The following is a 22,969-nucleotide window of genomic DNA, read 5'->3' on the forward strand; positions in this document are numbered from 1 at the left end:
TTACCAATGGATTCACTTAACAAAGTGTTAACGGGTTAATGCACCGCGACAGCAGGCTTGCCCCAAGCCGTTGTTTTCCCGTAAGTGAACGGGGCCAACAAGAGGTGCCGCAATGATCCGTTCGATGACTATTTTTGCCAGCCAGCCGGACGATCTGGTTGCGGGCAGCTGGGTCTGCGACAGGCCCACGGGGCGCAAGCTTGTTGCTCTGGTGCACGTGATCGACCAGATGCGCCAACAGATCCAGACGATGGAGTAGACGATGCAACGGCGCGGCCTTTTGATTATACTTTCCTCGCCCTCTGGCGCTGGGAAATCCACGCTTGCAGGGCGTCTGCGCCAGTGGGACGACAGCCTGCGGTTTTCGGTATCGGCCACCACGCGGCCCGCGCGCGCGGGCGAATTGGACGGGCGCGAATATTATTTTGTCACCAAGGATGCGTTTCAGGCGCAGGTCGCGGCGGGTGACATGCTGGAACATGCGTTGGTGTTCGGCAATTACTATGGCTCGCCCAAGGCCCCTGTGCAGACCGCCATTGAGGACGGGCGCGATGTGTTGTTCGACATCGACTGGCAGGGCGCGCAGCAGATCAGCAATTCCAGCCTCAGCCCGCATGTGCTGTCGATCTTCATCCTGCCACCCTCGATCCCCGAATTGCACCGGCGTCTGGTGACACGCGGGCAGGATAGCCCAGAGGTGATCGAAAAGCGGATGCAGAAAAGCTGGGATGAAATCAGCCATTGGGATGGCTATGATTATGTGCTGGTGAACGACGATATCGACGCGACAGAACAGGCGCTGAAAACCATCATCAGCGCCGAACGGTTGCGCCGCAGCCAGCAACCGCAACTGGTTGACCATGTCCGCAGCCTGCAAACCCAATTTGGAGAATTGACATGAGCCTTTACGCGCTTGGCGATCTGGCACCGGTGGTCGCGGATGATGCCTGGGTCGCGCCGGGGTGTTTCGTGATCGGGCGGGTGGAACTGGCCGCGGGATCCTCTGTCTGGTTTGGCAGCACCCTGCGCGGCGATAATGAGACGATCCATATCGGCGCAGGCACGAATATTCAGGAAAACTGCGTTTTGCACACTGATATGGGCCATCCTTTGGTGATCGGCGCGGGCTGCACCGTGGGCCACAAGGCAATGCTGCATGGCTGCACCATCGGCGCCAACAGCCTGATCGGCATGGGCGCGACCGTGCTGAACGGGGCGGTGATCGGGGACAATTGCCTGATCGGGGCAGGGGCGTTGGTGACCGAAGGCAAGGTGATCCCAGATGGGTCACTGGTCATGGGCGCGCCCGGCAAGGTCGTGCGCGCGCTGGATGCGGCGGCGATTGCACGGCTGCAAGCCTCGGCGCTGCAGTACCAGAAAAACGCGGCGCGGTTCCGCCAGGATTTGCGCGCGATCTAGGGGGTCTCGCGCGGCAGCACCAGCAGGTCGAAATCAAGATCGGGTGCGGCGGCGCGGATATCCCCGCGGATGATCTCTGGATCGGGCAGGTTGTCGGCAACCACACGGTACATGCCGCGGAACTGCGTGGCATTGAGCTTTTCGGCCACATCGACGGCATCAAAACCATCCGATAACAGCGGCGACAGGATCAGGTCGGGCGCGTGGCGGCGCAGCGTGAAAGGGTTTAACTGGTCGATACCCAGATAGACACATCCCGCCGGAACCCCGCGTAACCGCCCGCTTGCCTGCCACTGGTCCAGATCACCAATCACCAGTATCGTTATGCCTTGAACGCAGGCCGCATCCGCGACTTTCATCATCATCACCACCACCTAGAAAACGCGTGAAAACCACCGCGCTTTCTGAACCATCTAACAACATTGTTTCAAAACTAGCATATTCCCCCGCAGCATGTAGCGCAGACTGCACCGGCAAGATTTGTTCTTGCCTGTGTGGTATCAAGATCGCACTACAGCCGTCAAACACATGAAAGGGCCTGTCTTGACCGAAACCACCCTGTCGCTGATCGCCGCCATCCCGATGCCTGTGCTGGTGATTGGCCAGGATGAGCGCATTCGTGCCACCAACCCCGCGCTCGACCTGATCCTGGGCCGTGACCTGACCGGCAAGCACCATATCACCGCGCTGCGCCAACCCGGCGTGATCGACGCGATCGCGCGGGTGCGCGGCTCTGGCAGGGCGGCCTCTGTGCGGTTCGTGTTCCGTGACCGCGACAAGGACACGCCCTATCTGGTGCATATCACTGCTGCCGGCCAAGATATCGTGCTGTGTTTCGAGGATCAGAGCGCAGCCGAGGATGTCGGCAAGATGCGGCGCGATTTCGTGGCCAATGTCAGCCATGAATTGCGCACGCCGCTGACGGCCTTGCTGGGGTTCATCGAAACGCTGGGCGGGGCGGCGCGTGATGACGCCACCGCGCGGGCGCGGTTTCTGGGGATCATGGCGCATGAGGCTGAACGGATGACGCGGCTGGTTGATGATTTGTTGTCGCTCAGCCGCGTGGAAGAAGACGAACGTGTCCGCCCGCGCGAATTGGTCGATCTGTGCGGATTGCTGGCCTCGGTGATCAAGGGGCTGGAACCACAGGCCGCCGCCGCCGATGTCACAGTCCGGCTGGACCTTGCGCGCGATGTGATGCGCGTGCCAAGCGATGCGGGGCAATTGACGCAGGTCTTTGCCAACCTGATCGAGAATGGCATCAAATATGGCGGGTCCGGCAAGGAACTGGTCGTTACGCTGCATGAGCCAACCAATCATCTGCGGCTGCGCGGGCAGGGGGTGCAGATCAGCGTTACCGACAAGGGCGACGGGATCGCTTCGCATCATATCGCGCGGCTGACCGAACGGTTCTACCGCGTTGATACGCATCGGTCGCGCGAGGTTGGTGGCACCGGGCTGGGCCTTGCCATTGTCAAGCATATCGTCAACCGCCACCGTGGCCATCTGCTGATCGAAAGCGAGCTGGGACAGGGCACGCGGGTGTCGATCTTTTTGCCGGTGGAGTCTTTGTCATAAAACATTTACACAATTGACACAAAAGCGATCAATCCGCCGTGTTAACCACGACGCCTTGTCGACAGGAGCCTGAAATGAACGACCATATCTCGTCCGCCTATGACCGAGATCTTGAAGTGATCACAACGCTGATCGTCAAGATGGGCGGGCTGGTCGAGGATGCGATCACGAATGCGGCGCGGTCGCTGGGCGACCGCGATGTCGAATTGGCCGAAGTCGTGCGCAAGGCTGACAAGGTGATCGACGCGCTGGAAGAACAGATCAACGAAGAGGCCGCGCGCACCATCGCGCTGCGCGCGCCTGTGTCCAAGGATCTGCGCGCCATCCTAACCGTGCTGCGGCTGGCTGCATCGCTGGAACGGATCGGGGATTACGCCAAGAATATCGCAAAACGCACCAGCGTGCTGGTTGAAATGGCGCCGGTCAGCGGGTCTGACGCTGCTTTGCGCCGCATGGCCCGCGAGGTTGAAAGTATGTTGAAAGACACGCTTGATGCCTATGTCCGCGGCGATGCGCAACTGGCCGAGGAAGTCCGCCAGCGCGATCAGGAAGTGGACCAGATGTATAACGCGCTGTTCCGCGAATTCCTGACCTTCATGATGGAAGACCCGCGCAATATCACGGCCTGCATGCATCTGCATTTCATGGCCAAGAATATCGAACGGATGGGCGATCTGACCACCAATATGGCCGAGCAGGTGATCTATCTGGTCACCGGCGTCATGCCCGAAGAAGCGCGGCCCAAGGGTGACCGCACATCCTATGTGTCAGACGCGCGATAGGGCCGCGGATTACGCGGCCTGTTCGGATGATCTTTAAGGCGCATAATCAGTATTATGTTAAATCAGCGGTCACGCTTGCGCAGCACTGGCAGCAATTCCACCGCCACATGATGGCCATGCGCCGCCAAAAAACGCCGCCGTCCGGGTGATGCTGCGACGAATTTGTGAATAGCACCAATCATTTCGCGGCCTTTCTTGGTGCGTACACGGTAGCCGTTGAACAACAACCGGCCGTTCTTGCGCAACTTATGCGCGGCGCGTTCCATCAAGCGTAAGGCGCGGTCTGCCGGTTTCGTGCCGGCGATCATCACGACGTCAAGCGATCGGTCCTCGATCAGTTTCAAGGCCGAAGCCGGTGTCGACCGCACGAAACGCAAGCGACCGGATTTGATCGCATCGGCGTAGATCACGATTGTCTGGAAAAATGCATGATCAAGCGCAAGCCGGTCGGCATCTTGTACAACACTGCCGGGTGCCAGATGCGAGTCGCGCAGGCCCCAAGGGTCGATGACGATCAACGATTCAACCTCATTGCGGGTCAGGATATCGTCGATCAATGCCCGATCCCTGCCCCCGATCAAAAGCCAGCTTTTGCATTTGAGCGCGCTTGCCTGCGCCAGAAACCGCGCGGTGACTGGCTGGTGCGGTGCTTTGGCGTGGTGGGCAGAAACGGCGGCGGTGATGCCCTGCGTCAGGGCCTCTGGCAAGGCGGGCAGCGCGCCGGCGGTCATGCGCGGCATCGGTCCGCTAGTGCCAATCCGGTTGAATATTTCGGGGTCTGTTGATGTTTCCAGCGCATCCATACCCGCGAACCACGGCCATTTGCGCACAACACGTCGTGTGCGCATTTCCTTGTACCGCGTGATCTGGAAATCCGACAAAAGCGTGGTCACATCAAATGTCTGCGTATCATAGGCTTTGTTCAGGTCGGTCAGCACGTTGTCTTTTAACAGATGCGGGCGATCGCCCATAAAATCGCTGTATTTTTCAACAAAAGCGGTGAATTGCGGCGTTGATCGCAGGCTGGCGATACGATTTTGGTGATAATTGACAGATTGTTGGTGCAACTTGTGCAGCAAAGCATCTGATTTCAACCGGTCCATGCCCGCCGAAATAGCGGCGCTTCGCTGTGCAAGGCTATGATTTTCAACCGTATTCCAGCAGTGCAAGCGCCAATATGTTTCGCCGCTTTCTTCCATTTTGCCGTGAAAGGACGTGGTGTTCACGTCACCGCGCAGCCGTTTCATCATATAGGATTCCAAGCTGCGCACAGCGTAATGGTTCATCCGCGCCAGCCGGTCACCATAGCCGTGGCCGGTGCCCAGAAAGGCCCAGCCCTGATGTTCGAAACCTGTCAGCCGGTCACCATTCCCATCGACCCAATAGGCATGTTTCACGCGTCTTGGCAGGATGCCTTTGGGCCGATGGGTTGAAATCAGGCGATACTGGCCGTTGTTGCAAAACAATGTCTTGATTGCACGCGATTGCATCGGATGGATCTGTTGTGGTGCAGCACAACGGGTGAATTGTGTGGTGATCAGGCGGTCGTGGAATGCGACGATATTGTTGTGGCCGAACAATTGCCAGATAAAGGTAAAGGCTGTCGCCTTAGGTGCAGCGGCAAACAAGGCATCCAGCGTCCCGTCGCCGACCTTGATGTCGAGAAATTCATCGGCATCGCAGACAAGCACCCATTCGGCTTCGGCGTATTTGGGATGGGCCATCGCATTGTCGTAGGCGGCGCGCTGTGGCCCGCCCTCCCATGGCCCCGGGTTGGCGATATGCGTCACGATCCCCATATCCTGCAGGCGTTGCAGGATCAGATCGGTGCCATCGGAACAATCATTGCTGTTGATGATGAAATGGTCGAACCCCAGCGCAAGGTAATGCGCGATCCATTCAAGGATGAACGGGCCTTCGTCCTTCATGGTGGACACGATCAGACGCATGCGGCACCCGTCATGGATGGTTTCATGATGGCAAGATCACGCTGTCTGGTCGGACGGATCAAGAACTTCGATCGCGATCTGTGCGCCGACAACCGCGCGGATGCGCAGATCGCGTGGATGCGCGCCCAGAAATTCGTTGATTGCACGGATCACGCCGTCGCCCCACCAGCCGCGTCGATGATAGTCGTCAAAGGCCATGATGCCGCCGCGCTTCATCTTGGGGAACAAAGACGCCAGATCGGCGCTGACGCCCTCATAGGAATGATCGCCATCGACATAGGCAAAGGAAATTGACTGCTCGGTGAATTGCGCAAGCGCTGGCACCGAAAAATCACGGATCAGCGCCACCTGCCCCGCCGCGATTTCGGTCTCGAATTTCTTGACCACGCCGTCAAAGATCCGGTCCATCTTGGTCTTGCCGGTGCGGCCGACGAAAGCCTCGGCATGGCTGTCATCCTCGATATGCGCCCAAGGGTCGATCAGCACCAGTTTTTCGGGGGCGATCAATTCGATGATCGTGGGGGAAAATTCGCCCTGCCAGACGCCGATTTCAACGGCAATCCCACCTTTGGGCAGCTTTTCGAGGAATTTGCGCCTGACGGAATCCTTGGACATCCGGCGCGCCTTTTTGGGCTGTTCTTCGGTGGAGATGCCGGGCAAAACGCCGATCACTTTACTGGTCATAACAACTTATCCTGCGAAACTGGTGCAACACTACACAGGGTTGGTAGCATCTTTTCGGGGTCAGAGGGAAGCAGCCTTGCGCGATCATGCCGATGCCGGGATGCGTGATGGCAATTGGATCGGGGCTGCCTTGGGGTCGATGCCTAGGTGGCGCAGGGTACGGTCCATCAAGCTATAGCGCGCGATGCCGCGCCCGTGCACCCACCAGCGAATCCGCCGCCCCCATAGATGAACGCCCAGCGTGTCATCCTTGATATAGGCCGCGCGAAATTCACGTACATGGATATCGCTGATCTGTCCGGCCTGTCGGAACGGCAGCGGATAAAACACCGACGGCGGCGTCGCATGGCTGATTTCGCCGCTTTGTTCCATGAAAGTCGTGAAAACCCCTGGCCCATAGACACTATGCGCCTGTTCGGACGCATGTTTGATTTGCCCCGCAGCCTTGAGAGCGAGCATTCTGTCGTGGTCTTCGGGGGGCAGGTTCGGCGGGATCGGGTATTCGTCCTGCACATAATCCAGATAGGCATTCAGCCCCGGACTGTCCTGCGGCAAGCCGATGATCGCATTGCAAAGTTCGCGCCGCCGGAAATAGCCGAACACATGATCGGTGGGCAGGTCAAAGGGCCTGAGGCACAAGACATCGGAATCAGCCCAGATCAGATTGGTCTGACGCAGCATGTGCAGCCGGAAAATATCCGATTGCACCACGGGTGTGCCGAATTGTTTGTTATAGATGATCATGGCGGGATCATGGATTTCGCGCGCGTCGATCACCTCGATATCCTGGGGGACATGCGCAATCTCGCCGTAATGGAACAGCGTGACCTTGTGGCCTTGGGCCACAAAGGACAACAGGCACATCTGTTCAAGAAAACTGAGCGGGCCACCGATCCACAACGTGCCGATACCTTTAAGCGCAGGGCGTATCATCGATATGATCCTGTTGTTCAGAAACGCTGTCGCGCGATTCGCGGATGTCACGATCCTTTTTGACCACAGACACCGGATCGGACGCCGAAATCTTGGCGTAGAGATCGGCATAGGCGTCGTCCTGCAGCAGTTCGGCCAGTTTCGCCTTGTGCCAGCGAAACCCCTTGCGATGCATCCGCGCCAGCACGGGATCGGCCTTGAACACATCCAGCAGGGCCTGCGTCAGTGCGGCATAGCGGTGGATCGTTGTATCCTCGCAGCCGCCACGGTTCCAGCGGTCCCAATACCCGGTATCGAGCACATGGCTTTGGTGATTGGCCCGCCCGCGATAGCGTTTGAGCAGATAGGCCTGTGCGGAGCGCACGGCATAATGGTTGATCTGCGCGAATTCTTCGCCAAAGGGGGGCTGGGCGTGGTTACCTGCCTGCAGGCGCGAGGCTTGCAGCCCGCCGGGCAGCGCCCATGTCAGATCTGTGCCATGTTCGGCGCGCACATGCGGATTATGCAGGCCGATCCGGTGATACACATCCTTGTTGCGAAACAAAGATTTCACGAAACGCCGTCCCGCCCCGCCATCGGCATAGGCAGGCTCGGCATCGGTGAATTGCACAGTTACGGGGCTGTCGCGCAGAATGACACGCTTATTGTACGAAAAGATCCGCCATGGTACTGAAATCACATCGACGCCGTCGCCGCCGCTGGCCGCGATCAGCGCATCAACCGAATGGTCGCCGCAATGGATATTGAGGAACTCATCGGCATCGGTGACATAGAGCCATTCCGCCTTGCGCACCACATCCAGCCGCTGCGCACGCCGGATCGCCGTGCGATGCACCCCGCCCGGCCCTTTTTTGTTGGGCTGGAACGTCACATATCCCAGTGCGTCCAGCCGCGTCAGAATGGCATTGGTGGTATCGGTGCAATCATTGGTCAGCACCACGATATGGTCAAAGCCGATGACCAGATGATGCGCGACCCATTCAAGAATATAGGGCGCCTCGTTCTTCATCGTGGTGATGATGACTTTCGCATGCGTCACAATCGGGGGTCTTTCCTGTCAGCAAGTGGTCGCCCATCGCGGTCTAAACCATCACGCGGCAGCGATCCAGTACCCGTATGGCGCGAATGCTTAAGATTGGTTAACGGCTTTAGATTGGGTGGTCGTGCCGGGGGCTGCATTTCTCTTTTGACCCGTCGCGCAATGATGCTACAGACCTGTCATGCAACATGCGATCCTGATCCTGAATGGCCCTAACCTGAACCTGCTCGGCACCCGCCAGCCAGAGGTTTACGGCCCCACGACCCTGCAAGACATCGAAGCGATCTGCGCCGCCAAGGCCATATCGCTGGGCGTGACGGTTGAATTCGTCCAGTCCAACCACGAAGGCGTGCTGATCGACCGGCTGCATGCCGCGCGCGGGGTGTTTGACGGGATCATCCTGAATGCTGGCGCCTATACGCATACGTCAATCGCGCTGATGGATGCGGTCTCGTCGATCATGCTGCCGGTGGTCGAATTGCACCTGTCGAATATTCATGCCCGCGAGGCGTTTCGCCATCAATCCTATATCGCGCCGGTCGCCATCGGGCAGATCTGCGGCTTTGGCGCTGCGGGCTATCCTTTGGCGATGGAGGCTTTGACCGGCTATCTTGGGACGCATGGGTAATGTCCAATTAATAGGACCACGCAGCGCGTGACCCCTGCCCCAAATGCAAAAGGCCCGCATCGCTGCGGGCCTTTGTCGTTTATAACCAGCGGCTTAGCTGTTCAGCTTGGCCACTTCGGCGGCGAAATCTTCTTTTTCGACTTCGATGCCATCGCCAACTTCAAGACGCACGTAACCGGTGATCGTGACACCAGCCTCGGTGGCGGCAGCAGCGACGGTCAGGTCGGGGTTCACCACGAATTGCTGGCTCAGCAAGGTGACTTCGGCCATGTATTTCTGCATACGGCCAACGATCATCTTTTCGATCACCGCATCGGGCTTGCCGGATTCGCGGGCGATGTCGATCTGGACCTGCTTTTCTTTCTCGACCATTGCGGGGTCAAGATCAGCCTCGGACAGCGCAGACGGATTGGCCGCGGCGATATGCATTGCGACCTGACGGCCAAACGCTTCGTTGTCGCCGGTCATTGCGACCAGAACGCCGATATTGCCCATGCCGGGGGCGGCAGCATTGTGGACATAGGTCACAACCTGACCACCAGTCAGCACCGCCATACGGCGCACGGACATGTTTTCGCCAATCACGGCGACGGTGTCTGTGACAGTCTGTTCGACTGTTTTGCCACCCATGTCAGCCGCTTTCAGCGCGTCCACGTCATCCACGGTCAAGGCGACATCGGCGATGCCCTGAACCATTTTCTGGAAATCGCTGTTCTTGGCGACGAAATCTGTTTCAGAGTTCACTTCGACGGCGATGCCCTTGCCACCTTCGACAGCGACGGCCACCAGACCTTCGGCAGCGGTACGGCCAGCCTTTTTGGCAGCTTTGGCCAGGCCCTTGGTGCGCAGCCAGTCAACGGCGGCTTCCATGTTGCCATCGGTTTCGGTCAGCGCCTTCTTGGCGTCCATCATGCCTGCGCCTGTGCTGTCGCGCAGCTCTTTCACCATTGCAGCGGTGATTGCCATGTTACTTCTCCTTGAAAGGGAATGTGTCGGGCGGGGCATAACGCCCCTGCCCTAAAGTTTTGTGACGCGATCAGGCGTTGGCGGCTTCGGCGGCGTCTGCCGCTTCTTGTGCCAGCGTTTCCTCGGCGTAGTTTTCCATCGCACCCATATCGACACCGGCCGCACCCAATTGGGCGGTCATGCCGTCCAGCGCCGCACGGGCCGCCAGATCGGTGTAAAGCGCGATGGCACGCGCCGCGTCGTCATTGCCTGGGATGACATAATCAATGCCAGCGGGCGAACAATTGGTGTCCACAACGGCCACAACGGGGATGCCCAGCTTGTTGGCTTCGGCGATGGCCAGCGCTTCTTTGTTGACGTCGATGACGAACAACAGGTCAGGTACGCCGCCCATTTCGCGGATACCGCCCAAGGACGCCTGCAATTTGCCCTGCTCGCGTTCCATGCCAAGACGCTCTTTCTTGGTCAGGCCGGCGAAACCGTTGGCCGAGGCTTCGTCAATCGCCTTGAGGCGGCTGATCGACTGCGACACGGTCTGCCAGTTGGTCAGCGTGCCGCCCAGCCAGCGGTGGTTCATAAAGAATTGCGCGGATTTTTCCGCCGCTTCCATGACAGGTGTCTGCGCCTGACGCTTGGTGCCGACGAACAGCACGCGGCCGCCCTTGGCGACAGTGTCACGGATGACCTGCAGCGCGCGGTCCAGCATGGGAACGGTCTGTGTCAGGTCCATGATATGGATGCCGTTGCGCGACCCGTAGATGTATTGACCCATCTTGGGGTTCCAGCGCGCGGTCTGGTGGCCAAAGTGAACGCCAGCTTCGAGCAGCTGACGCATGGAGAACTCTGGAAGAGCCATGGTCGTTTCCTTTTCCGGTTTCAGCCTCAGCAGGGGATCAGGCATTTGCCCAACCGGTGGATGGCTTGGGATTTCTCCCCAAGACACCCGCCCCCGCTTGCGGGATTAAGTGCCGCGGCTATAGCGGCACCCCCTGCCCTGTGCAAGAGCCTGCAACCCTTGGCGCCCGCGTTTTTGGCCGCAGGCAGGTATTTTTCACAAAAACACCCGTTCCACGACCCAAAAAGCCCCCACCGCCGCAATCGCCGCCGAGGCGGGGATCGTCACGATCCGCCGGTAGCCATCAATCTGGTCGCGCAGCGCAATCGACAGCCCCGACAGCGCAAAGATCGCGGCCAAGGGTGCGGCAAAGACCCAGGCAGGGTTTTCCATCAATTCCACCAGCATCGGCGGGTTGAGTGCGATCAGCGCCAAGGCGGCCGCAAACAGCACGCCATAAAGCGCAAACCCCTGTGCGACCTCATTGGCGCCACGGTCGATGCGGATGGCCTGCCAGACACATAGGAACATGACCGCGATCACCGCAAGCTGGCCGACCTCGACGCCCACGTTGAACCCGATCAGGGCGGCGACGAAAGTATCCTGCGGCAGGCCGAATTCACCCAGCACCGAGGCAAAGCCCAACCCGTGCAGCAACCCGAAGCCAAAGATCACATAGGGCCGCCAGCGGCTGACCTGCCGTGTATAGATATTCTCGACCGCGACAAAGACGATTGATGCCGCGATCAGCGGCTCGACGATTTCGCCCGGGATGCTGACATAGCCAAGTGCCGCCAAAGCCAGCGTGATCGTATGCGCCAGCGTGAACAGCGATATTTGCAACACCAGCGGGCCAACCTGTGCCGCCAGAAAGAACAGCCCCAGCACGAACAGGATATGATCCAGCCCCTTGGGCAGGATATGGTCGAAACCCACGGGAATATAATTGGCGAATGTTTGCCAACCGGTCGCCCGGTCACCGCCGGTCAGCGCGACAGGGCCGGATGTTGCCCCGTTGTCGAGATAGCCGTCAAAAGGTTCAGGCACATCCATCTGGCGCAGCACGATGGCCCCCAGCGCCCCCGTCCAGCCAAACTCGATTGATGTCGCCCCCGCTGGCAGCGCGGCGCTAAAGCGGATGTCGGATGTGCGCAAAAGTGCGGGGTTGCCGATGGGCGGTACCGTGACGCTGTCCAGTTCCGGCACCAGCACCACATCACCCGCGCGCAACGTGATCGCTGCGGCCATCTGCGGCCAGAACGCGCTAAATTGCGCGGCCAGCGCGTCAGGGTCCAGCGCGCGCAGGCTGTCATAGCTCGCAGCTTCGGCCGACAGGTCGGTATCGGTGGTTTCCGACAGGTCCACACCGGCCACGAAACTTTCCAGATTGGCGCGCAGATCGAACACGATCCGGTCGCCATCCACCCGCATATCGGCGATGGTCGGGATCACCTCATGCGCGCTGGCGGCACTCAGGCTCAGCAACGTGACCAGCAGCGCGCTTGACAATGCGCGCAGGCGCGACACCCTAGAGGAAACGAATAAGGAACCAATCATGCGCGCACTTTCTGTCATTTTCTGTCTGTTGGCGGTGCCTGCGACCGCCCATGAATTCTGGATAGCACCACTGGACTATCAGGTGTCGCCGTACAGTAAGTTGCAGGCCAACCTTGTCAATGGCGAAGGCTTTGCTGGCGTGACCATCCCTTTCCTGCCGCGTGGCATCTTGAATGCGCTGCAGTTTTCGGGCGACCAGACAGCGGCAATCACCGGCAGGCCGGGTGATACGCCCGCTCTGCAAATGGACCCGATCGGCGATGGTCTGGCAATATTGGGCTATCAATCGGCCCCCGCCAGCATTGAATATGCCAATTGGGACAAGTTTCAGGCATTTGTCGATCACAAGGATCTTGGTAATCTGCGCGCAATGCATGATGCGCGCGGCCTGCCAGATGCGGGATTTACCGAAACCTACATGCGGTTTTCCAAATCCTTGGTCAGCGTAGGGTCTGGCGCGGGTGCGGACCGGCGCGTCGGGCTGGAAACCGAGCTTGTTGCCCTGACCAACCCCTATACCGCCAATCTGGCCGATGGCATTGCTGTCCAGCTTTTCTATCGCAACGACCCGCGCGCCGATGCCCAGATCGAGGTTTTTGTCAGATCTCCCGAAGGCGAAGTCACGACCAGCTATATCCGCACCGATGCCGATGGAATCGCCCGTGTCGCGGTCCTGCCCGCGCATGAATATATGCTGGATGCCGTGCTGATCCGTGAACCGGCTGCGCCGTTGCAAGAGGCCACCGGCGCAGTCTGGCAAACGCTTTGGGCCAATCTGACCTTTGCGGTTCCGCAGTAACGCTTGCCCTTTGCACGCTGTCACGGCACAAGCCGCGCATGACGCAGCAACCTGATATTCTTTGTATCGGATCGGTCCTGTGGGACGTGATCGGGCGCGCGCCCAACCCGATGCGGCTGGGGTCCGACGTGCCGGGGCGGATCACCCGCCTGCCGGGCGGCGTGGCGATGAATATCGCGATGACCCTGCGCCGGTTCGCCATGGTGCCTGCATTGCTGAGCAATGTGGGCCGCGATACCGAAGGCGACGACCTGATCGGTGCCGCACAGCGCATGGGGCTGATCTGCGACCATGTCTACCGCTCTGATGACCTGCCCACCGATATCTATATGGCCATCGAAGGCGCGAACGGGCTGATCGCCGCCATCGCCGATGCCCATTCGCTCGAGGCGGCTGGCGACAAGATCTTGCGCCCGCTTGCCAATGGCGCGCTGGGGTCGGTGACGGCACCCTGGGCGGGGCCTGTGGCGCTGGATGGCAACCTGACGGTTGATTTGCTGCGCGACATCGCCACCTCGCCGTTGTTTCGCAACGCCGATCTGCGGGTCGCGCCTGCATCTCCGGGCAAGGCGGAACGGCTGCTGGCGCTGCTGGGCCACCCTTCGGCCACATTATACGTCAATCTCGAAGAGGCGGGGTTGTTGTGCCAGACCACATTCGCATCCTCGGCTGATGCAGCGGCAGGGCTGATCGCGCGTGGCGCGCGGCGGGTGCTGGTCACCGATGGCGGCCAATCCGCGTCAGAGGCGACAGGCAACGACATCATCACGCGCGTGCCCCCTGCCGTCATGGTCACGCGCGTGACCGGTGCGGGTGACACATTCATGGCCGCGCATATCGCGTCAGAGGCACAGGGCATGGCGCGCGACGCAGCCCTTGACCGCGCCTGCCAGGCCGCCGCTACTTATGTTTCAGGAGAGATTGCATGACCATCCCCATGACCTATTGCGCCGAAGTGGCCGCAGCATTGGCCGATGGCCGTGCCATCGTTGCCCTTGAAAGCACGATTATCACCCATGGCATGCCGTTTCCGCAAAACGTGCAAACAGCGCGGCTGGTCGAACAGGATGTGCGCGACGCAGGCGCCGTGCCTGCGACGATCGCGGTGATGGAGGGGCGGCTCCATATCGGGCTGGAGGCTTCGGAACTCGACGCGCTCGGTCAGGCGCAGCATGTCGCCAAACTGTCGCGCGCTGATCTGGCGGCCTGTATCGCCACAGGCGGCACGGGGGCGACGACAGTGGCGGCCACGATGATCGCGGCGCATCTGGCAGGTATCCAGGTGTTCGCCACGGGCGGTATCGGCGGCGTGCATCGCGGGGCGGAAACCAGTTTCGACATTTCCGCCGATCTGCAAGAACTGGCGCTGACGCCGGTAACGGTGGTGGCCGCAGGTGCAAAAGCGATCCTCGATCTGCCAAAGACATTCGAGGTGCTGGAAACTTTGGGCGTGCCGGTCATCGTCTATGGCCAAGACAGCATCCCCGCTTTTTGGTCGGCCACATCCGATCTGGCCGCGCCATTGCGGATGGATGATGCCGTCAGCATCGCTGCCAGCCACAAGATGCGCGCTGCGATGGGGCTTGCCGGCGGGCAATTGGTGACCAACCCGATCCCCATAGCCGATGAAATCCCCGCCGCCACATTGGCCCCGATCATCGCCAAGGCACTGGCCGAGGCGCGCGCACAAAGGATCAGCGCCAAGGCAGTGACACCTTTCCTGCTGGACCAGATTTTTGCGCTGACCGATGGCCGGTCGCTGACCGCCAATATCGCGCTGGTGCGCAACAATGCGCGATTGGCCGCCGAAATCGCGCAAGCAATGCTGAAATAAGCACTGGCAGGTCAGCACTGTGGCTTGCCGCTGCGCGCCGCTGTCCTTAGGTATGTTGGCATAACTTGCGTCGGATAACGCCATGGCCGATCCTTTGAACCTCGACCCCAAACGCCGCGCCTCGCGCGGGGTGATCGCGCGGTTGCGCGGGAACTTTTTGGCGGGGCTGATCATCATCGCGCCAATCGGGCTGACGCTCTGGCTGATCTGGACGGTTGTGGGCTGGGTTGACAGCTGGGTCTGGCCGTTTGTGCCAAATTATTATCACCCCGAACCGATGATCAACCGCCTGCTGGGGCGCGGTGTAGAGAACCAGATTACGGTGAATGTGCGCGGCGTCGGTGTCGTGATCTTCCTGATATTCACCATCATCGTGGGCTGGCTGGGCAAGGGGTTGATCGGACGGTCCTTTATCGGGATCGGCGAACGTTTCGTGGACCGGATGCCGGTGGTGCGGTCGATCTACAATGCCGCCAAACAGATCGCCGAAACCGTGTTTTCCCAGCGCGAGACGTCTTTCGACAAGGCCTGTCTGGTCGAATATCCGCGCAAGGGTATCTGGGCCATCGCCTTTATCTCGACCGATGCAAAAGGCGAGATCGACGCCAAGCTGGTGCATGGCGAGGTGATCGTTACCGTGTTCCTGCCAACCACACCGAACCCGACATCGGGGTTTTTGCTGTTCCTGCCGCGCCGCGACATCATCGAACTTGAGATGAGCGTCGAAGATGCTGCGAAACTGGTGATCTCGGCAGGGCTTGTCTATCCCAACAACAAAGCCGTGGCCGATTTGCCCGACGCTGCGGAATGATGGCTTGCTAGCTGCGGGGATCACCGGCTTTGCGACCGGTTTCGCGCTGATCCTGGCGATCGGGGCGCAAAATGCCTTTGTGCTACGGCAGGGTCTGGCGCGGCAGCATGTGTTCTGGCTGTGCCTGCTATGCGCCACGTCGGATGCTGTGCTGATCACGGCAGGCGTAATGGGCTTTGGCTATCTCGTCACGCTTTATCCGGCGTTTCCGCAGATCATGGCCTGGGGTGGTGCGGCCTTTCTTGCCGTTTACGGCGCGTTGCGGTTGCTTGCGGCCTATCAGGGCGATTACGCGATGCAGGTTGCAGGTGTATCGGCCAGCCTGTGGCGGGTTTTGGCGACGGGGGCGGCCTTCACATGGCTGAACCCGCATGTCTATCTGGACACGCTGGGGCTGGTGGGCGCGGTATCGACACAATTCACCGACACCGCGCTGAAGGCCGCTTTTGGCGCAGGCGCTGTGCTGGCGTCCTATACGTTCTTTTTTACTCTGGGCTATGGCGCGCGGCTGTTGGCCCCTGTCATGCAATCGGCCCGGGCCTGGCGGCGGCTTGATCTGCTGATCGGGCTGGTCATGTGGGCGCTGGCGGTCAAGCTGGTCAGTTGAACATCATGTCCAGATCGACGGTGCTTTTGACGTTCAGATCGGATTTGTGGTTTTTCAAGAACGCATCCGCCGCCGCCTGCCCCGCCTCTTTCAGCCGCGCAAGGATGACAGGCTGCGGGATCGTCTTGGTTGCCACGTTCAATTCATTCATCAGCGCGTCATCGGCGATCATATGCACGATCACATCCTTCATCGTGCCACGCGCCATCGACCCATCGGCCAACAGGCGTTTGACAAAGGCAATGGCGCGCAATTCACGCAACAGCGACGAATTGAAACTGATCTCGTTGATCCGGTTCTGGATCGCCTGCACATCTGTCGGCAGTTCCGCACGGTAAAGCGGGTTGATATTGACCACCAGAATATCGTCTGGCAAGTCCTTGGCGAACAATGGAAATAGCGCAGGATTCCCGCTATAGCCACCATCCCAGAACGCCTCTGACTTGCCGGTGCGCGGATCAGTAAATTCCACCGCCTGAAACAGCGTCGGCAAACAGGCCGAGGCCATGATGACATCGCTTGAAATTTCGTCGCCGCTGAAAACGCGGATCTTGCCGCTGCGCACATTGGTCGTGCAGATATGCAGCGCAGGACCAACCTGGCCGCAGACCGCATCATAGTGGAATTGCTTGACGATCTTTTCCAGCGGATTGCGCATCAAAGGGCCGGTGACATAGGGCGACATCATCCGCGATGTCATATCGAGCGCGGCATAGGCGGGCGAATATTTCATCGCCTGCGCCACCACATGCGCGGCGGGGGCCATGGACGATACCCAATCTGTCAACCGCGCGTCGGTGACCGCCCCCACCTGCCCCCAAAGCCAGTCAAGGTTTTCACGCGCGCCCGTGCGTCCATCGCGCACCCAGCCCGATTTCAGCGCCGCCGCATTCAGCGCCCCCGCCGATGTGGCGGAAATCGCGGCAATCTCGATGCCGTCGTCCTGCAACAGCCGGTCCAGCACACCCCAGGTAAAGGCGCCATGCGCGCCGCCGCCTTGCAGGGCAAGGTTGATCCGCTTCATTGCGCGGTCCAGCCTCCATCGACGCTGATCGCTGTGCCGGTGATCTGGGCTGCGGCGTCCGAACACAGAAATACCGCCGTGCCGCCCAATTCCTCGACCGTGGCGAATTGCTTGGACGGTTGGCGTGCGAGCATGACCTTCTCGATCACCTCGTCGCGCGACATGCCGTATTCTTTCATCGTTGCGGGGATCTGCGCCTCGACCAGCGGTGTCAGGACATAGCCGGGACAGATTGCATTACAGGTGATCGGATCGCGCGCAGTTTCCAGCCCCACGGTCTTGGTCAGGCCGATGATGCCGTGCTTGGCCGCAACATAGGCGGATTTATAGGGCGAGGCCGTCAACCCATGCGCCGAGGCCACGTTGATGATCCGGCCCCAGCCACGGTCGCGCATGCCGGTCACCGCCGCAGCGGTGGTATGAAAGGCCGATGACAGGTTGATCGCGATGATCGCATCCCATTTGGCTGGGTCGAAATCCTGGATCGGGGCGACATGCTGGATGCCGGCATTGTTGACCAGAATATCGCAGCCACCCGCATCCGCGATCAGACGGCGACACTCTGCACCCTTGGACATATCGGCCTGGATATACCGCGCCGTGACCCCGGTGCTGGACGCGATATCAGCGGCGCAGGCATGGTCATCTTCGGTGTCGGTGAACGAATTCAGCACCACATCGACCCCCGCCTGTGCCAAGGCGCGCGCGATACCCAGCCCGATCCCCGATGTGGACCCGGTGATGATGGCGGTTTTTCCTTGCAGATTCATGGCGTGGTCTCCGGATGTTGCGATTGCGACTCACTGTACATGCTGCATCTGCAAAGGTCACCTGCGGTCCGGCAAAGCCCATAAAAAAACGCCCGCACAAGGCGGGCGCTAAGTTATTGAGGCAGGTTTCATACAGGCAAGAAACCTATCGAGCAGTGCCCTCTTTATAAGCAATTCCCCGCGTGGCTCCAAGCTAAAAGTTTGAAAATGCTTAGAACCGTCATTACGGTGCCACCAAGCAAGGTATCATGCATGGGGAACATCACGAAAATGGCATTTCATTTTGGCCGCTTGATCGCGGCATGGCGCATGGGCGCGGCGATGATCGCGATGGCGGGCATAGCTTTTGCCGAACCGCAACATGGCATAGCTATGTATGGTGACCCCGCGCTGCCACCTGATTTTGTGTCCCTGCCCTATGCGAACCCCGATGCCCCCAAGGGCGGGCGCATCGTCACATCAGAGGTTGGCGGCTTTGACAGCCTCAACCCTTTCATCCTGAAAGGGTCGGTGTCATGGCAATTGCGCTATTTCGTCGGCGAAAGCCTGATGGCGCGGTCGCTGGACGAACCGTTCACGCTTTACGGCCTGCTGGCCGAATCGGTGCAAACCAGCCCCGACCGAGATTGGGTCGAATTTACCCTGCGGCCCGAGGCGCGATTCTCTGACGGCAGCCCCGTCACAGTCGCAGACGTGATCTGGTCATTTGAAACCTTGGGCACCATTGGCCATCCCCGTTATCTGGGGTTCTGGACCCGTGTGGCCAGCATCGCACAGACCGGCGACCGGTCGGTCCGGCTGACCTTCAACGTGGCCGACCGTGAACTGGCGCTGCTCGCGGGCCTGCGCCCGATCCTGAAAAAGGCGCAATGGGAGGGTGTGGATTTCGCGCAAAGCACGCTTGACGTGGTGCCGATCACCTCTGCCCCCTATGTGATCGACGATTTCGAGGCCGGACGCTTCATCTCGCTACGGCGCAACCCCGATTATTGGGGTGTGAATGTGCCGTTCCAGCGCGGCCTGCATAATTTCGACGAGGTGCGGATCGAATTCTTCGGTGATGAAACCGCCGCTTTCGAGGCGTTCAAGACGCTCGAAGTGACCACCAACCGCGAATTCAACGTCGCGCGTTGGGACGGGCAATATGATTTTCCCGCCGTGCAGAGCGGTGATGTCACCCTGTCGGTGTTGGGCCATGAACGACCCTCCGGCATGACGGGGTTCGTGATGAACACCCGACGCGCGCAATTCGCCGATTGGCGGGTACGGGATGCGCTGATCCATGCATTCAATTTCGAATTCATCAATGATGCGATGACCGGCGGCGCACAGCCGCGCATCACCTCCTACTGGTCCAACTCGCCGCTGGGCATGCACCATGGCCCCGCCACCGGGCGCGTGGCAGAATTCCTCGCCCCCTTCGCCGCCGATCTGATACCGGGCACGCTCGAAGGCTACAATTTACCCATAGGTGACGGCACCGAACGCAACCGCGCAGGCACCGCCGCCGCGCTTGATCTGATGGCGCAGGCAGGCTGGACCGTGCAGGACGGCGTGCTGCGCAACGCAGCCGGAACCCCGTTCACATTTGAAATCCTGCTCCAACAGGGCGGGTCGGAAAACCAGTCGATCATCGACATGTATGTCCAGTCGCTGGGGCGGATCGGGATCTCCCCGCGCGTGTCGCTGGCTGATGGCGCGCAATACAAGGAACGCGTCGATGCCTATGATTTCGACATGACCTATTACCGTGTTGGCCTGTCGCTCTCGCCTGGCAACGAACAGTTCAACTACTTCGGCGCAGCCGCGGCCGACCAGCCCGGCGGGCGCAACGTGATGGGACTGAAATCCCCCGCCGTGGATGCGATGATCAACCGCCTGCTGACCTCGCAAAGCCAGGATGATTTCGTCGCAGCCGTCCAAGCGCTCGACCGCATCCTGACCGCCGGGCGCTATGTGATCCCGATCTATCAGTGGAACATCAGCCGCATCGCCCATGCCCGCGAATTGCGCTACCCCGAAAACCTGCCGATCTTCGGCGATTGGCCCGGCTGGCAGCCCGATGTCTGGTGGTACGAGGATTAAAACACAAAGGCCCGGATCGCCCCGGGCCTTTTCACCTTCTTATTTCCCCAAATACTCCCCGCGCGGAGCGCATCAAAGTCTAGGACAGCGATGTCACCCACAGGATCGTCGCATCCTCGGCGCTGATGGACACAACATTGTGGCCCATCGCGGCATCGTAATAGGCGCTGTCGCCGCGTTTCAGCGCGATTGGCTCGTAAAATTCGGTATAAAGCCGCACCTGTCCGGTCAGCACATACAGAAATTCCTCGCCGTCGTGGCGCACCCAGCCATCGAATTCCTCCATCGACCGCGCGCGCACCCGGGCGCGGTAAGGCAACATCTTTTTCGTACTCAGGCTTTCAGCCAGCAACGCATGTTCATAGGTCGTGGTGATCTGCACCGCTTCCTGTCCGCCGCGGGTCACGGCCATGCGCCCGTTGACCTGCCCTTTGGCCGGCGGCGTGAATAATTGCGGCACCGAAATATCCAGCCCCACCGCCAGCTTTTTGAGCGCATCATAGGTCGGCGACATCTGGCCGTTCTCGATCTTGGACAGGGTGGACCGCGCCAGCCCCGCCTGCCGTGCGGCCTGTTCCAGTGTCCAGTCACGCGCCTTGCGCAATTCACGCACCCGCGCGCCCAGATCCAACGGCTGCGCCACGCTGGCGGACCCGTTTTCATGCGCGATGCGGATCAAGTTTCTGGGGTCGATCTCGGTCATGGCAATTCTTTACGCAGGCGCAGCTCATCTTGCAACTGACCCAGCGTGCCGATACCCCTGTGACATATTTTCATCCCACAGTCTCAGGGGGCCAGCATGGTCAAACTCGATATCATTTCCGACCCGATCTGCCCTTGGTGCTATATTGGCAAGGCCAATCTGGACGCGGCATTGGCGCAATTTGTCGATCATCCGTTCACGATCGAATGGCATCCGTTCCAGCTGAACCCCGATATGCCTGCAGGCGGGATGGACCGCAAAACCTATCTCGAAACCAAATTCGGCGGCAAGGCCGCGGCGGCGAAAGCCTATGCGCCCGTCGTCGCGCATGCCGAAAAGGCAGGTCTGACCATCAATTTCGAAGCGATGCAGGTCACCCCCAATACAATCGACGCGCATCGCCTGATCCATTGGGCCGGAATCGAGGCGCGCCAGCTGCTGGTTGTGGACCTTTTGTTCAAGGCTTACTTTGTCGAAGGCCGCGACATCGGCAGCCACGAAGTGCTCGCCGATATTGCCGATATGGCGGAAATGGATGCCGCCCTTATCACCCGGCTGCTGGCCTCTGACGCCGATACCGCCGATATCCGTGCGCGTGATGCGCATAGCCGCGACATGGGCATCAGCGCGGTGCCGACCTTTGTGGTGGCCAATCAACATGCGGTGCCGGGCGCGCAGCCAACCGATCTTTGGGTCAAAATTATCAGTGATATCATTGCCCAAATTGGCGACGAGGCATGATCAGCCCACGCCAGCGGTTGGGCCAAACCGAATTTATCGCGCTGATGGCGATGGTGGTGGCGACGGTCGCGTTTTCGATTGACGCGATGCTGCCCGCCTTGCCGCAAATCGGGGCTGCGCTCAGCCCTGACAATCTGAACAATGCGCAGCTGATCATCACAAGTTTCGTGCTGGGCATGGGGATCGGTACCTTGTTCACCGGGCCTTTGTCGGATGCTTACGGGCGCAAGCCGGTGATGATCGCGGGCGCGGTGGTCTATGTTGTCGGCTGCGGGCTGGCTTGGGCCGCGCAATCGCTCGAACTGATGCTGGCTGCACGGGTGCTGATGGGGCTGGGGGCCTCTGGGCCGCGGGTTGTCGCCATGGCACTGGTGCGCGACATCTATCAGGGGCGTGATATGGCGCGGATCATGTCCTTCGTGATGGCGGTCTTTGCGCTGGTGCCTGCCTTGGCTCCGACCTTGGGGCATTTCATCATTCTGGGCTTTGGCTGGCGGGCGATCTTTGCCGCGTTCATGTTGTTTTCAGTGATCACGCTGCTGTGGCTGTTGATCCGGCAGCCCGAGACGCTGATGCCTGAAAACCGCCGCGCGCTGAGCATTAGGGCCCTTTACACCGCCACAGTCGAGATGTTCGCGCATCGCACGGCGCGGCTGTCGATCGCGGTGCAGACGCTGGTTTTTGGCATCCTGTTCATCGTGCTGTCCTCGACCCAGCAGGTGTTCGATGTCACCTTTGGCCAAGGCGCGTATTTTCATTACTGGTTCGGCGGCATCGCCATTCTGGCCGCCAGCGCCAGCCTGCTGAATGCGCGGCTAGTGATGCGGCTGGGGATGCGCGCGATCATCAAGGCGATGCTGATTGTTCAAATCGGCATCACGCTGGCAATGATCGCGATCACGGCGGTGGATGGCCCCTATTGGCTGGCGTTTGGCACCTATGTGATCTGGGTCACCGGCAATTTCTTTCAGGCGGGGCTGACAATCGGCAATTTGAACGCACTGGCGATGGAAGACATGGGCCATATGGCGGGTCTTGCTGCCTCGATCATCGCGGCGATTTCGACGATTGGCGCGGTCATGATCGCCGCCCCCATCGCGCTGATGTTTGACGGCACGCCGCTGCCGATGGCGGTGGGGGCTTTGGTGGCGGCCAGCATTGCGCTCTGGCTGACAACCAAGATCACGCGGCCGGGCGACGCATAACCCATCTTCCGAGCCCGCCA

Annotated in this window: 25 protein-coding genes; 14 read left to right on the forward strand and 11 right to left on the reverse strand. The window is 60.0% G+C overall.

The features are described 5' to 3' along the window. The first annotated feature begins 112 nt into the window (after positions 1–112). The 3 genes from ACPF9B_RS05500 to ACPF9B_RS05510 are packed head-to-tail and all read left to right on the forward strand — an operon-like array spanning position 113 to position 1,419. Positions 113–259, forward strand: coding sequence for a hypothetical protein (locus ACPF9B_RS05500; protein WP_007204912.1), 147 nt, complete (start codon positions 113–115; stop codon positions 257–259). Positions 260–262: 3 nt separating this feature from the next. Then, the gene (gmk, locus tag ACPF9B_RS05505) at positions 263–901 is read left to right on the forward strand and encodes a guanylate kinase (RefSeq protein ID WP_424179793.1); all 639 of its coding nucleotides are present in this window, start codon (positions 263–265) and stop codon (positions 899–901) included. Continuing rightward, on the forward strand, positions 898–1,419 hold the full coding sequence (locus ACPF9B_RS05510) for a gamma carbonic anhydrase family protein (protein WP_007204910.1): 522 nt from the start codon (positions 898–900) through the stop codon (positions 1,417–1,419). Before gmk ends, ACPF9B_RS05510 begins: the two co-directional genes overlap by 4 nt. Here ACPF9B_RS05510 and ACPF9B_RS05515 read toward each other — a convergent pair. Further along, the gene (locus ACPF9B_RS05515) at positions 1,416–1,784 is read right to left on the reverse strand and encodes a hypothetical protein (protein ID WP_424179796.1); all 369 of its coding nucleotides are present in this window, start codon (positions 1,782–1,784) and stop codon (positions 1,416–1,418) included. The genes ACPF9B_RS05510 and ACPF9B_RS05515 overlap by 4 nt on opposite strands. Positions 1,785–1,947: 163 nt before the next feature. On the opposite strand from ACPF9B_RS05515, the gene ACPF9B_RS05520 reads away from it, so the two are divergent. Together ACPF9B_RS05520 and phoU are read left to right on the forward strand one after the other, a co-directional pair. Further along, entirely contained in the window at positions 1,948–2,997 is a 1,050-nt protein-coding gene (locus ACPF9B_RS05520; protein WP_007204908.1) for an ATP-binding protein, read from the forward strand. A gap of 74 nt (positions 2,998–3,071) precedes the next feature. Continuing rightward, entirely contained in the window at positions 3,072–3,779 is a 708-nt protein-coding gene (gene phoU, locus ACPF9B_RS05525) for a phosphate signaling complex protein PhoU (protein ID WP_007204907.1), read from the forward strand. Between the two features lie 62 nt (positions 3,780–3,841). Here phoU and ACPF9B_RS05530 read toward each other — a convergent pair whose 3' ends face one another. The 4 genes from ACPF9B_RS05530 to ACPF9B_RS05545 all read right to left on the reverse strand — a co-directional run bounded on the left by ACPF9B_RS05530 (position 3,842) and on the right by ACPF9B_RS05545 (position 8,384). Further along, positions 3,842–5,728 carry a glycosyltransferase family 2 protein gene (locus ACPF9B_RS05530; RefSeq protein ID WP_424179799.1) on the reverse strand — a complete coding sequence of 629 codons (1,887 nt, stop codon included), beginning with the start codon at positions 5,726–5,728 and terminating at the stop codon, positions 3,842–3,844. Between the two features lie 36 nt (positions 5,729–5,764). Next, on the reverse strand, positions 5,765–6,412 hold the full coding sequence (locus ACPF9B_RS05535) for a class I SAM-dependent methyltransferase (protein WP_424179801.1): 648 nt from the start codon (positions 6,410–6,412) through the stop codon (positions 5,765–5,767). 84 nt (positions 6,413–6,496) lie between these two features. Beyond that, on the reverse strand, positions 6,497–7,345 hold the full coding sequence (locus ACPF9B_RS05540; RefSeq protein ID WP_424179803.1) for a hypothetical protein: 849 nt from the start codon (positions 7,343–7,345) through the stop codon (positions 6,497–6,499). Next, a complete protein-coding gene (locus tag ACPF9B_RS05545; protein WP_424179805.1) occupies positions 7,326–8,384 on the reverse strand; it encodes a glycosyltransferase family 2 protein in 1,059 nt (352 codons plus the stop codon). The genes ACPF9B_RS05540 and ACPF9B_RS05545 overlap by 20 nt, the downstream gene beginning before the upstream one ends. Before the next feature lie 181 nt (positions 8,385–8,565). Here ACPF9B_RS05545 and aroQ point away from each other — a divergent pair, with 181 nt between their 5' ends. Continuing rightward, complete coding sequence (gene aroQ / locus ACPF9B_RS05550) at positions 8,566–9,012, forward strand: type II 3-dehydroquinate dehydratase (protein ID WP_007204902.1); 447 nt, start codon at positions 8,566–8,568, stop codon at positions 9,010–9,012. Positions 9,013–9,105: 93 nt separating this feature from the next. On the opposite strand, the gene tsf is transcribed toward aroQ, so the two are convergent. From tsf to ACPF9B_RS05565, 3 genes are all read right to left on the reverse strand, one after another. Continuing rightward, positions 9,106–9,978, reverse strand: coding sequence for a translation elongation factor Ts (gene tsf / locus ACPF9B_RS05555; protein WP_007204901.1), 873 nt, complete (start codon positions 9,976–9,978; stop codon positions 9,106–9,108). 70 nt (positions 9,979–10,048) lie between these two features. Next, on the reverse strand, positions 10,049–10,834 hold the full coding sequence (rpsB, locus tag ACPF9B_RS05560; protein WP_040483128.1) for a 30S ribosomal protein S2: 786 nt from the start codon (positions 10,832–10,834) through the stop codon (positions 10,049–10,051). A 195-nt stretch (positions 10,835–11,029) separates the two neighbouring features. Beyond that, positions 11,030–12,370 (reverse strand): HupE/UreJ family protein, encoded by a 1,341-nt coding sequence (locus ACPF9B_RS05565; protein ID WP_424179808.1) that lies wholly within the window; start codon positions 12,368–12,370, stop codon positions 11,030–11,032. Between ACPF9B_RS05565 and ACPF9B_RS05570 the strand changes: the two genes are divergently transcribed. From ACPF9B_RS05570 to ACPF9B_RS05590, 5 genes are all read left to right on the forward strand, one after another. Further along, positions 12,369–13,169, forward strand: a complete 801-nt coding sequence (locus tag ACPF9B_RS05570; RefSeq protein WP_424179810.1) for a DUF4198 domain-containing protein — start codon at positions 12,369–12,371, stop codon at positions 13,167–13,169. The genes ACPF9B_RS05565 and ACPF9B_RS05570 overlap by 2 nt on opposite strands. 38 nt (positions 13,170–13,207) lie before the next feature. Beyond that, positions 13,208–14,098: a PfkB family carbohydrate kinase gene (locus tag ACPF9B_RS05575; RefSeq protein WP_424179812.1), complete on the forward strand. Its 891-nt coding sequence runs from the start codon at positions 13,208–13,210 to the stop codon at positions 14,096–14,098. Beyond that, positions 14,095–15,003 carry a pseudouridine-5'-phosphate glycosidase gene (locus ACPF9B_RS05580; protein WP_424179814.1) on the forward strand — a complete coding sequence of 303 codons (909 nt, stop codon included), beginning with the start codon at positions 14,095–14,097 and terminating at the stop codon, positions 15,001–15,003. The genes ACPF9B_RS05575 and ACPF9B_RS05580 overlap by 4 nt, the downstream gene beginning before the upstream one ends. Positions 15,004–15,085: 82 nt before the next feature. Continuing rightward, positions 15,086–15,814 (forward strand): DUF502 domain-containing protein, encoded by a 729-nt coding sequence (locus tag ACPF9B_RS05585; RefSeq protein ID WP_424179816.1) that lies wholly within the window; start codon positions 15,086–15,088, stop codon positions 15,812–15,814. 4 nt (positions 15,815–15,818) lie between these two features. Next, complete coding sequence (locus ACPF9B_RS05590; RefSeq protein WP_424179818.1) at positions 15,819–16,421, forward strand: LysE/ArgO family amino acid transporter; 603 nt, start codon at positions 15,819–15,821, stop codon at positions 16,419–16,421. Here the strand turns inward: ACPF9B_RS05590 and ACPF9B_RS05595 are convergent. Together ACPF9B_RS05595 and ACPF9B_RS05600 are read right to left on the reverse strand one after the other, a co-directional pair. Continuing rightward, positions 16,414–17,445, reverse strand: a complete 1,032-nt coding sequence (locus ACPF9B_RS05595) for a patatin-like phospholipase family protein (RefSeq protein WP_424179820.1) — start codon at positions 17,443–17,445, stop codon at positions 16,414–16,416. The genes ACPF9B_RS05590 and ACPF9B_RS05595 overlap by 8 nt on opposite strands. Then, positions 17,442–18,215 carry a 3-hydroxybutyrate dehydrogenase gene (locus tag ACPF9B_RS05600; protein WP_424179822.1) on the reverse strand — a complete coding sequence of 258 codons (774 nt, stop codon included), beginning with the start codon at positions 18,213–18,215 and terminating at the stop codon, positions 17,442–17,444. The genes ACPF9B_RS05595 and ACPF9B_RS05600 overlap by 4 nt, the downstream gene beginning before the upstream one ends. Positions 18,216–18,467: 252 nt before the next feature. Between ACPF9B_RS05600 and ACPF9B_RS05605 the strand changes: the two genes are divergently transcribed. After that, positions 18,468–20,300, forward strand: a complete 1,833-nt coding sequence (locus tag ACPF9B_RS05605) for an extracellular solute-binding protein (protein ID WP_424179824.1) — start codon at positions 18,468–18,470, stop codon at positions 20,298–20,300. Between the two features lie 79 nt (positions 20,301–20,379). Here ACPF9B_RS05605 and ACPF9B_RS05610 read toward each other — a convergent pair whose 3' ends face one another. Next, the gene (locus ACPF9B_RS05610) at positions 20,380–21,003 is read right to left on the reverse strand and encodes a helix-turn-helix domain-containing protein (RefSeq protein WP_007204890.1); all 624 of its coding nucleotides are present in this window, start codon (positions 21,001–21,003) and stop codon (positions 20,380–20,382) included. Between the two features lie 96 nt (positions 21,004–21,099). Between ACPF9B_RS05610 and ACPF9B_RS05615 the strand changes: the two genes are divergently transcribed. Together ACPF9B_RS05615 and ACPF9B_RS05620 are read left to right on the forward strand one after the other, a co-directional pair. Further along, positions 21,100–21,744, forward strand: coding sequence for a DsbA family oxidoreductase (locus ACPF9B_RS05615; protein WP_007204889.1), 645 nt, complete (start codon positions 21,100–21,102; stop codon positions 21,742–21,744). Further along, positions 21,741–22,949 carry a multidrug effflux MFS transporter gene (locus ACPF9B_RS05620; RefSeq protein ID WP_007204888.1) on the forward strand — a complete coding sequence of 403 codons (1,209 nt, stop codon included), beginning with the start codon at positions 21,741–21,743 and terminating at the stop codon, positions 22,947–22,949. Before ACPF9B_RS05615 ends, ACPF9B_RS05620 begins: the two co-directional genes overlap by 4 nt. Positions 22,950–22,969 lie beyond the last annotated feature (20 nt).

Source organism: Yoonia sp. TsM2_T14_4 (genome assembly GCF_049602355.1).
Lineage (GTDB): Bacteria > Pseudomonadota > Alphaproteobacteria > Rhodobacterales > Rhodobacteraceae > Yoonia > Yoonia vestfoldensis_A.

Excerpts from the sequence above, each read along its gene's own strand:
- ACPF9B_RS05500 (WP_007204912.1), top strand. The coding sequence starts at position 113 with ATGATCCGTTCGATGACTATTTTTGCCAGCCAGCCGGACGATCTGGTT.
- gmk (WP_424179793.1), top strand. The coding sequence starts at position 263 with ATGCAACGGCGCGGCCTTTTGATTATACTTTCCTCGCCCTCTGGCGCT.
- ACPF9B_RS05510 (WP_007204910.1), top strand. The coding sequence starts at position 898 with ATGAGCCTTTACGCGCTTGGCGATCTGGCACCGGTGGTCGCGGATGAT.
- ACPF9B_RS05515 (WP_424179796.1), bottom strand. The coding sequence starts at position 1,784 with ATGATGATGAAAGTCGCGGATGCGGCCTGCGTTCAAGGCATAACGATA.
- ACPF9B_RS05520 (WP_007204908.1), top strand. The coding sequence starts at position 1,948 with ATGAAAGGGCCTGTCTTGACCGAAACCACCCTGTCGCTGATCGCCGCC.
- phoU (WP_007204907.1), top strand. The coding sequence starts at position 3,072 with ATGAACGACCATATCTCGTCCGCCTATGACCGAGATCTTGAAGTGATC.
- ACPF9B_RS05530 (WP_424179799.1), bottom strand. The coding sequence starts at position 5,728 with ATGCGTCTGATCGTGTCCACCATGAAGGACGAAGGCCCGTTCATCCTT.
- ACPF9B_RS05535 (WP_424179801.1), bottom strand. The coding sequence starts at position 6,412 with ATGACCAGTAAAGTGATCGGCGTTTTGCCCGGCATCTCCACCGAAGAA.
- ACPF9B_RS05540 (WP_424179803.1), bottom strand. The coding sequence starts at position 7,345 with ATGATACGCCCTGCGCTTAAAGGTATCGGCACGTTGTGGATCGGTGGC.
- aroQ (WP_007204902.1), top strand. The coding sequence starts at position 8,566 with ATGCAACATGCGATCCTGATCCTGAATGGCCCTAACCTGAACCTGCTC.
- tsf (WP_007204901.1), bottom strand. The coding sequence starts at position 9,978 with ATGGCAATCACCGCTGCAATGGTGAAAGAGCTGCGCGACAGCACAGGC.
- rpsB (WP_040483128.1), bottom strand. The coding sequence starts at position 10,834 with ATGGCTCTTCCAGAGTTCTCCATGCGTCAGCTGCTCGAAGCTGGCGTT.
- ACPF9B_RS05570 (WP_424179810.1), top strand. The coding sequence starts at position 12,369 with ATGCGCGCACTTTCTGTCATTTTCTGTCTGTTGGCGGTGCCTGCGACC.
- ACPF9B_RS05565 (WP_424179808.1), bottom strand. The coding sequence starts at position 12,370 with ATGATTGGTTCCTTATTCGTTTCCTCTAGGGTGTCGCGCCTGCGCGCA.
- ACPF9B_RS05575 (WP_424179812.1), top strand. The coding sequence starts at position 13,208 with ATGACGCAGCAACCTGATATTCTTTGTATCGGATCGGTCCTGTGGGAC.
- ACPF9B_RS05580 (WP_424179814.1), top strand. The coding sequence starts at position 14,095 with ATGACCATCCCCATGACCTATTGCGCCGAAGTGGCCGCAGCATTGGCC.
- ACPF9B_RS05585 (WP_424179816.1), top strand. The coding sequence starts at position 15,086 with ATGGCCGATCCTTTGAACCTCGACCCCAAACGCCGCGCCTCGCGCGGG.
- ACPF9B_RS05595 (WP_424179820.1), bottom strand. The coding sequence starts at position 17,445 with ATGAAGCGGATCAACCTTGCCCTGCAAGGCGGCGGCGCGCATGGCGCC.
- ACPF9B_RS05600 (WP_424179822.1), bottom strand. The coding sequence starts at position 18,215 with ATGAATCTGCAAGGAAAAACCGCCATCATCACCGGGTCCACATCGGGG.
- ACPF9B_RS05605 (WP_424179824.1), top strand. The coding sequence starts at position 18,468 with ATGGGGAACATCACGAAAATGGCATTTCATTTTGGCCGCTTGATCGCG.
- ACPF9B_RS05610 (WP_007204890.1), bottom strand. The coding sequence starts at position 21,003 with ATGACCGAGATCGACCCCAGAAACTTGATCCGCATCGCGCATGAAAAC.
- ACPF9B_RS05615 (WP_007204889.1), top strand. The coding sequence starts at position 21,100 with ATGGTCAAACTCGATATCATTTCCGACCCGATCTGCCCTTGGTGCTAT.
- ACPF9B_RS05620 (WP_007204888.1), top strand. The coding sequence starts at position 21,741 with ATGATCAGCCCACGCCAGCGGTTGGGCCAAACCGAATTTATCGCGCTG.